At 49.5% G+C, this 14,182-nt stretch carries 6 protein-coding genes; all 6 read left to right on the top strand.

Going from position 1 to position 14,182, the window contains the following annotated elements:
• Window positions 1–272 precede the first annotated feature (272 nt).
• Entirely contained in the window at window positions 273–2,450 is a 2,178-nt protein-coding gene (locus tag QMA35_RS11295) for a type I secretion system permease/ATPase (protein ID WP_281647257.1), read from the top strand.
• On the top strand, window positions 2,450–3,904 hold the full coding sequence (locus QMA35_RS11300) for an HlyD family type I secretion periplasmic adaptor subunit (RefSeq protein WP_281647258.1): 1,455 nt from the start codon (window positions 2,450–2,452) through the stop codon (window positions 3,902–3,904). Before QMA35_RS11295 ends, QMA35_RS11300 begins: the two co-directional genes overlap by 1 nt.
• A gap of 201 nt (window positions 3,905–4,105) precedes the next feature.
• The gene (locus QMA35_RS11305) at window positions 4,106–10,975 is read left to right on the top strand and encodes a hypothetical protein (protein ID WP_281647259.1); all 6,870 of its coding nucleotides are present in this window, start codon (window positions 4,106–4,108) and stop codon (window positions 10,973–10,975) included.
• Window positions 10,976–11,244: 269 nt separating this feature from the next.
• Window positions 11,245–12,342 carry an FAD:protein FMN transferase gene (locus tag QMA35_RS11310; protein ID WP_281647260.1) on the top strand — a complete coding sequence of 366 codons (1,098 nt, stop codon included), beginning with the start codon at window positions 11,245–11,247 and terminating at the stop codon, window positions 12,340–12,342.
• An 18-nt stretch (window positions 12,343–12,360) separates the two neighbouring features.
• Window positions 12,361–12,600, top strand: coding sequence for a (Na+)-NQR maturation NqrM (gene nqrM / locus QMA35_RS11315; protein WP_281647261.1), 240 nt, complete (start codon window positions 12,361–12,363; stop codon window positions 12,598–12,600).
• A gap of 73 nt (window positions 12,601–12,673) precedes the next feature.
• Window positions 12,674–14,068, top strand: coding sequence for a Si-specific NAD(P)(+) transhydrogenase (gene sthA / locus QMA35_RS11320; RefSeq protein WP_281647262.1), 1,395 nt, complete (start codon window positions 12,674–12,676; stop codon window positions 14,066–14,068).
• Window positions 14,069–14,182 lie beyond the last annotated feature (114 nt).

The raw sequence follows: 14,182 nt of genomic DNA on the forward strand, positions 1-14,182 counted from the left end.
GGGCGTGCCGCTCAACGCATTTAAAATATTGGAATGTGCATTATTAGGAAGGTTTTCCTTTCACCTTTGCAAATATTAACTGTTGAGGTTAATTGCTGGTAAAAATAACAAGTCAATAAAAGCAGTTGTAAAAATACGTAATTATTAATAATGCAAAAGTCCGCGGTTCATTTTTGCAATGTCGCTATATGTATACGTCTGTGTATCTATATTCTTATATCAAGTCTGAAAATTGACTTCATTAAATACCTCTCAACAGCCAAGGGTTCTGTATGTCTAATGCTCCAGAAAACCCAGCCGTCAGTCAGGGGACCAGCCAGACACATAATGACGATCACCAGACTCCCACTGGTTTGTTATGTCTGGTTATGCTTCTGCAGTACCTGAAAAAGCCCGCCGACCCAGAAACCCTGCATCATGAATTCTGCCCAACAGGGCAAGATATGGATGCTATCACCATGGTGCGGGCCGCCAAAAAGCTTGGAGTCAAGGCACGACAAACGACGATTAAAGCCAAACGCCTAGAAAAGGCTCCTTTTCCAATTATCGCCAAAGGGAAAGATAACAAGTTCTTTATTATTGGAGCTATTAAAGAGGGTGAGGCTCTTGTTCAGCAGCCGGGCAGTCAGCCAGAACAGTTAAAAATTGAGGAACTCTGGGAACGCTGGGATGGCGAAGCCATTCTGATGACCAGCCGGGCCATGATGACTGGCAAGGAACGCAAGTTTGATCTCTCCTGGTTTATTCCGGTGATTGTGAAATATCGCAAGCTGTTTAAAGAAGTTCTGCTTGTCTCCCTGTTTATTCAGTTGTTTGCCCTGGTCACGCCCCTGTTCTTCCAGGTGGTGATGGATAAGGTTCTGGTCAACCGGGGGTTAACAACACTGGACGTTCTTGTGGTGGGGCTGGTGATTATCACGCTCTTTGATATCACCTTGAACGGCCTGCGAACCTATGTCTTTTCCCACACCACCAGTCGGGTGGATGTCGAGCTGGGAGCGAGGCTGTTTGATCACCTGCTTCGCTTGCCCATATCGTACTTTGGTGCGCGTCCGGTCGGGCAGATTGTTGCCAGGGTGCGGGAATTGGAGAGTATCCGCTCATTCCTTACCGGTAATGCGTTAACGGTTGTACTGGATCTGTTGTTTACCTTCGTGTTCTTCGCAGTGATGTTCTATTACTCGTCAACACTCACATGGATTGTTCTGGGTTCCATTCCGGTTTACATCATTATCTCTGTTCTTATCACCCCAGAACTTCGCGCTCGTACAGAAGAGAAGTTCCAGCGCGGAGCTGTGAACCAGGCATTTCTTACCGAATCTGTCACTGGTATGGAAACCCTGAAATCCATGGCGGTGGAACCTCAAATGCGTCAGCGCTGGGAAGAGCAGCTGGCCGGTTATGTGAAAGCCTCCTTCCGCTCAGTGGTATTGGGTATTTTCGGCAGCCAGTCCGTGCAACTGGTGAGTAAGATCGTCACAGCCCTGCTGTTGTGGAAAGGCTCCCAACTGGTGATTACTGGACAGTTGAGTGTTGGTCAGCTGATTGCTTTCAATATGCTCTCCGGCCAGGTGGCCATGCCAATTATACGGTTGGCACAGTTGTGGCAGGATTTCCAGCAGTTCCGTATCTCTCTGGATCGTCTTGGTGATGTACTGAATGTTCCCGGAGAACCACAGCAGAGCCTGAATCGCCCAACACTGCCACCGATCAAGGGCGATATTGTTTTTGAAAATGTTCGCTTCCGTTATTCCCCCATTGGCCCCGAAATTCTGCAGGGCGTTGATCTGACCATCCCGGCCGGGCAGGTGATTGGTGTTGTGGGTCGTTCTGGCTCCGGTAAATCAACGCTGACAAAGCTGATTCAGCGGCTTTATATCCCGGAATATGGTCGGGTGATGATAGACGGCAATGATCTGGCACTGCTGGACCCGGCTTGGCTGAGACGACAGGTAGGCGTTGTGTTGCAGGACAGCATCCTGTTCAACCGTTCGGTGAAAGACAATATCGCCCTGTCTGACCCAACCATGCCGATGGATCATATCATTGCGGCCGCCAAACTGGCTGGTGCCCATGAATTTATCCTGCAACTGACCCACGGTTATGACACTGAGATTGGTGAACGGGGAGCGGGTCTTTCCGGTGGCCAACGACAACGTATTGCTATTGCGCGTGCGCTGGTCACGAATCCTCGCATTCTCATCTTCGACGAAGCGACATCCGCTCTCGATTATGAGTCGGAACGGGCTATTCAGGACAATATGAAAGCGATCTGTGCTAACCGTACAGTGATCATCATTGCCCACCGTCTCTCCACTGTTCGTGGCTGCGACCAGATTGTCACCGTGGAAGATGGCAAGGTGATTGAACAGGGCTCCCACGAGCAGCTCCTGCAGCAGGGCGGGCGTTACTCGATGCTCTGGTCTGCCCAGATAGGGGAGACAGTCTGATGTTGGATTTCATGAAAGGCATGGGGGAAACCCTGAAGAAGTATCGTGCTCTCTGGAAAGCCTCCAAGGAGCACCATGATGCCCAACCTCAGGTGGAGCGTCAGGGCAATGAGCTGGAGTTTCTGCCCGCCGCAGTAGAAATTCTGGAAACTCCCGCCTCACCACTGGGGCGCACGGTTTCCATCAGTATTCTTCTACTGTTCATTACCGCCATTGCCTGGGCCTGGTTCGGCAAGATTGATATCGAGGCCGTGGCCCAGGGGCGCATTATTCCCAAGGGGCAGGTCAAGGTTGTTCAGACCCTGGATATCGGCAAGGTGGAAGAGCTGCTGGTGACGGAAGGCGAGCATGTCGAAAAAGGGCAGCCACTGGTCAAGCTGGATCCGACCGAATCAGAAGTGGATGTACAGCAGATCAACTTTGAAATGGTCAATGCCCTGCTGAACAAGTTGCGCCTGAACCTGCTGCTCTCTGTCCTTGATGATACGGATGTTCAAACCATCCATTACCAGGAAGAGCTGGAGAAGGCTTACCCCGAACTTGGCAGTAAGGTGTCGCCTGCACAGGTTCTTCTGCAGCAGCAGCTTCTGGGGCGTGATTTGGAAACTTACCGCTCAACAGTCTCCTCTCAGGCTGCACAGGTTCAGCGACAGGAGGCGACTATCAAGGCAACCCGTGCCGAGATTACCCGCCTGGAAACCCTGAAGCCGCTGTTTGATGAGCAGGAAAAGTCGATTCGGTCGCTTCTGGATAAGGGACACATCTCTCATATCGAATGGCTGGCCTCCAAAGAACAACAGGTTGAAACCAGCCAGAACCTTCTGGTGCAGATGAATCGTCTGGAAGAAGCCCGGGCTGCGCTTGTTGCCGTTAAAAATGAAGGAATGCGCCTGAACAGAGAGTTCCGTCGTGAGCGCCTCTCCCAGTTACAGGAGTACAGCACCCAGGCCCATACCTCAGAGCTGACCCTGACCAAAGCCATGGAGCGGGAACAGAACCGTTATCTTCTCGCACCCTCTGATGGAACTGTGCAGCAGCTGCAAGTGCACACCGTAGGTGCTGTTGTTCAGTCTGCCCAGACACTGATGATTATTGTTCCCGATGACGCAGTGCTGGAAGTGGAAGCGATGGCTTTGAACAAGGATATCGGCTTCCTCCATGAAGGTCAGCATGTCGAAATCAAGGTGGAGAGTTTCCCTTACACCCGTTATGGCCTGATAGACGGCGAGCTTCGCCACCTGTCCCGGGACTCGGTGGAACAGGAAGGTGTGGGCCGGATTTATCCTATGCGTATCCGCCTGAATACCACCCGCATTCTGGTTGACGACCATTGGGAGAAGCTGCAGCCCGGCATGGCTGTCACAGCAGAAATCAAAATCGGCAAGCGCCGGGTACTGGAGTACTTTCTCGCGCCTTTCCTGAGATATCAGGATGAGTCCCTGAAAGAACGATAGACGTCGCATGAAGGCCTGAAGATAGCGCAGTTATTCAGCAGTTGTCGTGAATTCGTTCTTCTGCGTGCTCTGCTGAATAGGCATAAGCAAGGGAGCGTTAAGGCCAGGACGGTAACGATCTGACTGTAGCGGTCAGACCCGATAAAACACACATAGGTTCATTCAAACCAAACAGGACAAATGTCCATAGGATTGAAACGTATGGCTACTCAAAGTAACACCCCATCTCCGGATGATGTTGAAGTACAAAAACTCAACGAACTAGCTGATGTTATCCAGAATGACTTGATGGCTGACCTGGTCAAGAGTCTCACAGCACAGCCGGTTGCCAGTGATGAATCTGATCTGGATCCGACAGTGTTGATTGACAAGACGCTGGCCAGGCTGGATGACTACCCTCAGGATTCCGAGATGGTGCAGGCTCTGAAAGCCACACTGCAGGATCAGGAGGTCAGGGATGCACTGGCAGCCTATAGTCGTCTATCCCAGGGGAAAGGTACCCTGGCTGATGTTGAGCTCATGAATAGCAGCACCTCAGCCACAGATTTTGGCAAGGCTGAAGAGAACGCAGCAGAAGGTCTGGAAGAATCCGCTGCTTCCAATCTGGGTGAGGGTGCCACCGCTGCACTGGAGTATGTTCAGAACAGTCGCATACTGAAAGCGGGTACCTCTTACAGTTTGTCTGTTGCCGGTACCTCCCTGGCGGCTCTCAAGCACGGGACAACTCTCAGCCGCTCCCGTGGTGCTGCGACGTCTGTGGATGATGCGATTGATGTTAAGGCAGGCAAAGCCGGCCCGGCTCTCAGTGGTTTAGGGACCGCGACAGGTTTTGCTTTTAGTGCCCTGAGCGTAAAGGCCGGTTTTGAGAGTGTGCAAGAGGGTAATAAAGCGGATGGTGCCCTGATTATCACCTCCGGTGCCCTGGGTCTGGTCAGTGCCACCTACAAACTGACCGATATTATCGCCACTCGCATTGTTAAGGAAGCGGCTTCTGAGTCGGCTCAGCAGGTGGCACAGTTCTTTGGTAAAGGCGCGGCCCACGCGGGCGTAACGGCGGGCACAAAACTGTCTAAAGCGGCCGCGGGCTTTGCTATTGGTGTGGGTTCGGCACTGGCTGTTGCTGCTGGTGGTGTTTCCCTGACCCGCAACGCCATGGCTGCCGACAGAGCCCGTAAAGAGGGGCAGACGGGACAGGCTGTCATTCTGGGGGTGCAGGCCGGTCTTGACGGTGTGGGTATTGTCCTGGATGTCGCCAGCCTGATTGCGGATTTCCTTCCTGGCCCCGGCTCTGTGATCTCTACCCTTCTCGATATCGTTAACCTGGGTGTTACCGGTGTGAATATCGGGCTTGGTTTCCTTCTGGAGGCTGTGACCAACAAAGATGCGTTGCAGAGAAATGCCTTTGCGGATTACCTGGACTCTTCTGGATTCAAGCAGTATATCGCTACCCTGGGAGACAACTTCCGGGAGATGGGCTACGACAGCCTTGAAGTGATCGTTGATACAGACTCCACTGTTGGTGATTTCGGAACCGGTCAAAACCTTAAAGAAAAGGTGAATCGCAAGCTGACCGACAGGGCAGAGCGTTTACCGAATTCTGACGACCTCAGACTGGCTATTCTTGACCAGACAACCGAGGGCCACATTCTTGAGGGCAGGAACAACGACGACTACCTGGATGGCGGAAAAGGCAACGACAAGCTTTACGGCAATGGTGGCAATGACATCCTTATTGGCGGTGGCGGCAACGACTTCCTGGACGGTGGAGAGGGTAATGACCGCCTGATCCCGGGTCTGGGGCGAGACAGCTCTGACGGTGGTTCAGGTGACGATGTTATCAACGTCGAAGTAATGAACGATAAAGCGGTCGACGGTGGTGAGGATAAGGATACACTGGTCACTATCATTAATGACCGGATGATAAAAAGACTGGGGCTGGAAGAGTACTCTGTTGTGACTCACCTGCAGCCTAAGCCCGGTAGAAACTACGGTGCCATGGGTCTTGATGTCGATCATGAAGGGTTGGTGCGCCTGCTCAAAAGCAATAAAGCGAACTACTTTGCACCGGATGATCATGGCAATGTTCACAGACAAGTCAATGATTTCTATCGCAGTGTCTTCAATTACCGCACGAATTTCTCCACAAATTACACCGACGGGAGAATGAGAGACTATCTGAAGGAGAACGAGTTCGTTCTGATGGATGTCGATCTCTCAAAAGACTGGGCACGTGGCCAGGAAGTTCGCTGGTTAATCCACTACAGTTTTAAGCTGGATGATGTTATCGCGGTTGGCTACAGAAAGGATAAACGCTCTTCAAGGCCCACAACCTGGAACTATATGGGGCATGCGGAATATCAAGACAACCCGGCGCACCGTATCACTGAGGCTTTTAATAATCAGGATTTCACTGCTGAGGGTGTTCCTGCCGAGCTGGAGAATGTCTACGTATTAGCCCTTTTGTCGAAAATTGGCCTGTATGTTGATGATGGCGAATCAGCAACCTTGCCCGAACCAGAAAAAAGAGGCCACTTTGCTCCGACTGCCGATGAGGGAAATCATCAGAAAAACGATTTCTATCGCAGCCTGTTCAGTTACCGCACCCATTACTCTACGAACTACCAGGGCCACACCATGGAGGAGTACCTGCGTAGTAATAAGTTTGTTCATTTCGATACTGATTTTTCAAAAGATCGGCATAGTGGTCAGGAGGTTCGCTGGGACCTGTACTACAGCCATGAACTGGATGACATGATCGCTGCCGGGTACAGGAAGGATACGCGCTCTTCAAGGCCCAATGACTGGAATTACATAGGTCATGCTGAGTATCAGGAAGATCCGGTAGGCCGTATCCGTGGGGCCTTCGAAAACATGGTGTACTCTGCCGGGACTGTTGATCCAGTACTGGGTAATGCCTACAAGCTGGCGTTCCTGTCGAATGTCGGAGGCAGCTTTGGTCAAAACATCAGTGTGAAAAACATTGAAAATGTTTACGGTAGTGCGCTGTCCGACATTATCCATGGTGATGATAACGACAACGTTCTGAATGGTATGGTCAACACCGTTACCAAGAAAGATGAACTGTATGGTTATGGTGGTAATGATGTGATTACCATTAACCAGTTTGGTGATAAAGCCGACGGTGGTGAAGGCCACGACACATTAATTGTGAACTCGGACCAGAATTCCCACCTCTCATACACAATAGAGGATGGTACCGGCACTATCACAGAGGCAAAAGCCGACAGTAGCGCAGTCTCCTACAAAAACTTTGAAACTCTGGTTATCCGCAAGGATGACGTGGATGTGACCGGTAGCTCATCAGACGACACTGTTCAGGTTTCTGGCAAGGATACGACTGTTACCCTGGGTGGCGGTCACGATTCGGTGTATGTGGCCAAAGTTGATGGGTTGTCCATAGATGGTGGTGCCGGAAGCAACACCCTGGCCTATACCGGTAACGGTACCCTGGAGGTTGATCTGCAGAAGGCAGGGGATGGTTCCAATAATATTAAGGCCACCCACATCATCGAAGACGACGATGGCAATAAAACCACGGAAATCACTGAAGGCAAGATCAGCAATATCACGAATATTCGTGGCTCAAGCGGCTTTGATACCATCAAAGGTGATGATGAAGCCAACCTGATCAATGGTGGCAGCTTTAGAAACCACCTTGAAGGGCGTGGTGGTGATGATACATTCATTATCGACGCTACAAATTCTGCAGAGTTCAACGGTTCGCCTGTCGTTGGCCTGTTTGATGGTGGCGACGGTAATGATACCGTTGATTTTTCCGGGTTAGGCTACTTGTCTGATCAGCTTGGGGATAAGCCTGGGACGGGGATAAGCAGGATCATTTACACCATGAATATCAATCTAGGGAGTGAATCTGTTAGTTTGTCGAGATATTCTGTCAGGCACACTATTGATCGACATTACCCTGTAAGGGTGAACCTCCGGGAAGATAAAGATCTATTCACACTGAAAAATGTAGAAAACATCATTGCACCCGATGGTACCACAGTAAAGCTGCATGCCACGGGAACTGCGAAAGGGATCACTCTGGTTAGCGGAAAGGGTATTGCGCCAACATCCTTGGGCCAGTACACATATCGCGATTCTGAATTTGTTAGTCCGGGTTATTATTATGAAATCAAGTCTAACCCATGGACACCCTATGGTGTCGAATTCAAGGGCACCTATGGTGATGATACGCTGGTTGTTAACTCCCCGGATGCCAGATTCCTTTTCCTTGGTGGTGATGGTAATGACACACTTTCTTTTGCTACATACAGCCAAGAAGAAGGAAGTGATAAGGTATTAAAGGTGGCTTTGGGGAGCGCCCCCAGCTACATAGGGAATGCTTACCTTGGAACAAAGAATATCGGGGTCTTTGATAAGCTTGAGAATGTGGTAGGGCATGCTGGTCGAGATACTCTGCTGGGCAACGATAAGGACAACGTCCTGAATGGCCTGGGTGGTTATAACGTACTCGAAGGCCGGGGAGGTGACGACATCCTGTCCACAGACGGCACTGGTACCCTGAATGGTGGCAGTGGGGAAGATACCTTCATTATCTCCAAAACTGCACGGGATGTCAGGATTGTAGATATAGAGGATGACACCAGAGATCGCCTGGTCTTTGATGGCATCGGTCAGGATGAAATCTCCCTAAAGGTTGATATCGCATCTGCAGCGCCTGCCTTGTTGTTCCAGGGTAAGGATAACAACGGCAATACTATCACCTACGCCCGTTTTGAGCTGGCTGAATCAGCCCGTTCCAATACCAACTGGGAACCTATTTTTGACCAGATAGTAGCAGGCGTTGGCCGGATTGCTTTTGCTGACGAAAGTGGTGCTGTTTCCTCTTTTTCCCATGAAGAAGACATCCGCAGCTATCTTTACGACCAGCTGGTTCTGACTGACGACCCTGCTGGTATAACAGATAAGCGTGGCAGAGACATTGAAGTTACAGAACGGCACTCTGAAGGCACTGCAGGTGCCGATGTGGTCCGCGTCAAGACCAGGACGCAAGGTCATCACTACGGTACGGGTGGCGATACGTTTATCAACGAATCAACTTTCTGGCAGAGCTATTATCTTGATAATGGTGGTGTTCTCGATGCCAGGCAGGGCGGTCTAACCCTAGTGGCAGCCAAGGAAGATGGCGCGCACATATCCGTTGTTTTCAACGATAAATCAAAGGACTGCGACATCGGTCATCCGGATTATGCCCATAGTAATGCTGTCTATCACCTCTATTTTGAAGGTGGTATTGATATGATCCAGGAAATCACTAGCAATACGATCCATACAACAGGAGGGCGCAGGATCCGAATCTATGATATAGATGGTGTCGTCAATTCGGATCAGGTGAAAATTCATTTGGGCGATCGGCCTCCCATTAGCTGGGATCTGCTCCAAAATCACAGCCATATTGTTGATGACCTGCTTGATACCCTGGGCGAAAACCATCAAACCATTAATCTGGGGACAGACGGGGATGAGACCACATTAGCTTATAATTCTTCTGATTCGTACATTAACCTGGCAGCAAACAATACGCAGTTTCAGGATCACTTCAGTAGAAAGAACGCTTTTGTCCATGGTAACGATCAGGATCAGACCTATAAATTTATCGTTAACGGTGTGGATCCAGCGGCAAAAGCTGTCTGGGATGATGGCGGCCATGATGTACTGGAGGTATTCAACAGCTATGCCAACGACAATAGACAGCTATTCCGCCGGGTTGGTGACAACCTTGAAATTGTCACGCTAAATCGGTTCAGCGAAGAGACTATTGATTCAACGACAGGAAAAATACAGGTTCTTGATCACTTCAGGGACGGTGGTGAAAATGCTGTTGAAGAGTTCCGCCTGCAAGATGGGAGTGAGACGACCACACTCAGCAGCGCGGACATTAGCCAGTTGATTGAAGCAACGGAAGACTTCCTGTCCGGCATTGGTGCAGGCGACATTGGCAAGCTGAATATTAGCGAAAACTACAGTTTCCTGAGTCAGTTCGCAGCCCAGGGCAATAATGCCGATGCCATGGCTGAACTGTTCAGCCAGAATAGGCTCAATGCCTTCAATGAGCGGATGCGTGATGGCGATCTGGATTTAACCGATGCCTATTCCCATAACACCACTCTGGAGCTGATTAAGGATGCTGATAATAAAGATGTTCTGGCATTCAAGACAGAGCGGAGAGGGAAGCCCGTAACCCTGGCTCATATGGCACTGCCTGAAGGGGCGGCTGTTGATGGCTCCTGGGCTCCTCTGTTTGAGGCTGTAACCACTCAGCTGAAAAATATCAGCTTTGCTGATGATGAAGCTTTGGCAACCTCAGAAGCCATTGAACAGTTCCTGTTTGATCAGCTTGTGACTGCAGACGGCGCTGACTATGGATCCCATATGGTTCAGCACAATTCCCCTGACCGTCGTGGACGTTATATTGAAACGGTGCAGGGACAGTCTGGTATTTTTGGAAGTGCTGGTGATGATATCCTCAAAGGCACAGTTAATAATGGAACAATCACCGGTGGTGCTGGCAAAGATCTCCTGTTAAACAGTGAGGGGCTGTGGACGACATTCAATCTATCAAAGGATGATATTCTTGATGCTCGTCAGGGTAGTGGTAAGTTTTACCGCAACGAACATGCAGCGTATTGGAAGCTGGACGATACCAAGGTCATTGTAGGTCAGGATACTGGTTCATACATTGGTTATGAACGGAATGCTGATTTGGGTATGGATCTGATTATCGAGGGCAATGTTGATATGGTTCGCGACTTCAGCACTGCAGAGATACTCTTAAAGGGTGGAGGTTCTGTCTCTTTTTATGGGAAAGGCTCGACTAAACGACTTTTTGATAGTATTCAGTTCACTCAGGGTGATTTTAATAACGGTGAAGCCTTTACAATAAACTCTAATGAACATATCAAAAAGCTGGTTGAGCATATTGCTGCCTTCAAGGCCAGCCATGAAAGCAGCGACTACACCACTGTCGAGAGCACATATCAGGTTAACCACCCATTAAATAACCTGGTTTCCAGCTCGCTGGCTTGATAAAACCGCTGTGACCAAAACCAATGCCATTTGCTGAATAGCGGACGACATTGGCTTTTCCAACCCAAAGGCTGTTTCGGTGACCATCGAAGCAGCCTTTCTATTGTCTATGTTTATTGTCCATTTGCCGGGTGACTGGCAGTTGACATGCCAGGTAGCAAACAATAGGTGGGGGCAGAAACCACACCTCATGGCCAGCACTAGCTGACAGTGGGCGTGTCTGGCGGTAAAATCGAGCCGCATTCTTCTTTTTTGTGCGGATTCTTCCCTTGAGTAGACGTCTCTTTATTGCCATTGCTGTAATCTTTTTACTGGCACTGGTTGTTCGTTTTTCTGATCTTTTTAACACTCCGCGTATTGCAGAGGCCGGTGGTCCCACAATGGGAACCAGCTGGTCGGTCAAATATGTTACCAATAGTACCCCTGATGCTGAGGTGTTGCAGGGGATCAAACAATCGCTGGTGGATGTTAACCAGATCTTTTCCACCTACATTCCTGACTCTGAACTAATGATGTTGAACAAAACGCCAGTTGGGGTTCCGTTTACGGCAAGTCCTGAGCTGTTCCATCTGCTTGAACAGGCTATTCATATTTCCACAATTTCCGGTGGTGCCTATGACGTAACGGTAGGGGCTTTGGTTAACCTTTGGGGATTTGGCAGTGGGTCAGGTTTTCAGAGGGAGATGCCGGAACAGATAGGTGACAATGCCCAGCCTGCTTTTGCCAAGTGGCTGGAGAAAGGACGGGTGACTTCTGTGCCAACACCGGACGCTATTGCCAGGGCATTGGCAGAAACAGGTTATCAGTCGCTGATTCTGGACAGGAAAAACCGTACAATAACCAAGAGTAAACCAGTATTTGTTGATCTTTCCTCCATCGCCAAGGGTTACGGTGTGGATCAGGTGGCCAGAGTTCTGGAGCAATCTGGTCTTACCAGCTATATGGTTGAGGTTGGCGGCGAGGTGCGTCTCAGAGGGAAAAAGTCAGGAGGCGAAGGTTGGAAAATAGCCATTCGTGAGCCGGTACTGGAGAGCCGGGTGAATACGGTTGTCTCCCTGGACAATAAGGGGATTGCAACGTCAGGTGATTACCTGAACTATTACGAAGTGGAAGGTGTGCATTTTTCTCACCTTATAGATGCCCGTACAGGCTATCCTGAGAAGCACCGTTTGGCCTCTGTGGCAGTGGTCAATTACGATACCGGTTTGGCAGACGCCTATGCCACTATGTTTATGATCCTGGGAGAGAAAGCTGGTATTGAGCTGGCTCGGGAAAAAAATATTGATGCTTATTTTATCTATCATACGGACAAGGGTTTCACTTCTCGTGCAACTGGTAACTTTAACCGCTATGTCCTTGATAAATAAGTAGATTGGGGTTTTATTATGACAGTTATAATTATGACATTCGGTTTGTTGCTACTCATTATTGCTGGCATGGCAGTAGGGGTTATTTTTGCCAACAAGCCAATCAAAGGTTCATGTGGCGGCCTTGGCAACCTTGGTCTGAAGGAGAGCTGCCCGATTTGTGGCGGCGGTGATGATAAAGATGCACTGGCTGAGGCTCCGGAAGCTCTGTTTTATGATGCGGCTGCGCCACAATCTGAAAATACTCGAGCTATGTAACAGCGTCGTCTGCTGTACCACAGGATGACAATAAAAAAGATAAACCGGTGATCCCGGTTTAAAGGGAGTTTCCATGGGAATAACAAACTACGATCTGATTATTCTTGGTAGCGGGCCTGCGGGGGAAGGGGCTGCCATGAATGCGGTAAAGCTTGGCAAACGCGTTGCGGTTGTTGAGCAAAAGCGTGTCGTGGGTGGCAACTGCACTCATTTGGGAACTATTCCTTCGAAAGCGCTGCGTCATTCCGTTAAACAGATTTATACCTTTAACAACAATCCCATGTTCCGGGAAATTGGTGAGCCGCGCTGGTTCAGTTTTCCGAATGTGCTGAAAAATGCCTATGACGTTATCAACCAGCAGGTTCGGTCTCGGACTCAGTATTATTCCCGTAACCGTATCTCCATGTATTTCGGGACTGGCAGCTTTGTTGATGAAAACACTATTGAGATTGTTGAGCATAACGGTAATGTTGAAACAATTGCCGCCCGCCAGATTCTGATTGCGACTGGCTCGCGCCCATATCGTCCGGCGGATGTGGACTTCAGCCATCCCCGTATCTATGACAGCGACACAATTCTTGAGCTAACCCATACACCTCGACGAATTATTATTTATGGAGCTGGGGTTATTGGCAGTGAATACGCGTCAATATTCTCCAGCCTTGGGGTATTGGTCGATCTTGTTGATACCCGTGATCGTCTGCTGTCGTTCCTTGACAAAGAAGTTTCCGACGCTCTCAGCTATCATCTGCGCAACAACAACGTGATTATTCGTAATAATGAAGAATATCAACGCATTGAAGGTACAGATGATGGCGTTATTCTGCATCTTAAGTCCGGCAAAGTTATAAAGGCCAACGCATTGCTGTGGGCAAACGGGCGCACAGGTAATACTGCTGGCCTTGGGCTGGAAAATATTGGTCTTGATGCTGACAGCCGTGGTCAGCTGAAAGTCAACGAAATGTATCAGACGTCAGTCGAAAATGTCTATGCAGCAGGAGATGTCATTGGCTGGCCAAGCCTGGCCAGTGCCTCTTATGATCAGGGCAGATTTGCTGTTACGAATATCCGCAGTGATAGTCCGGTCAACCAGTTGAGTTCTGTGCCTACAGGCATTTACACAATTCCAGAGATCAGCTCCCTTGGTAAAACAGAGGAAGAGTTAACGGCGGAATCGGTTCCTTACGAAGTGGGAAAGGCATTCTTTTCTCGTTTGGCACGCGCCCAGATTACCGGTGAGACGGCAGGCATGCTTAAGATCCTGTTCCATAGAGAAACACTGGAAATTCTTGGCATCCACTGTTTCGGTGACCAATCTTCTGAGATTGTTCATATCGGTCAGGCCATTATGGAACAGCCCGATGAAAAAAATACACTGAGTTATTTTCTCAATACAACGTTTAACTACCCAACCATGGCTGAGGCCTACCGAGTTGCGGCATTGGATGGTTTTAATCGTTTAACTTGAGTTTATCCGCCAATGGAAAAGCGCCTAAGTGGCGCTTTTTTTATATCTGATCGAATGTAGGGCAGGTAAATTTTCCTATGATGTCTAATCTGACAGGAAAACATCAGGGGGAAG

It is taken from the genome of Parendozoicomonas sp. Alg238-R29 (assembly GCF_947331445.1).
In the GTDB taxonomy this organism is placed as follows: Bacteria; Pseudomonadota; Gammaproteobacteria; order Pseudomonadales; family Endozoicomonadaceae; genus Sansalvadorimonas.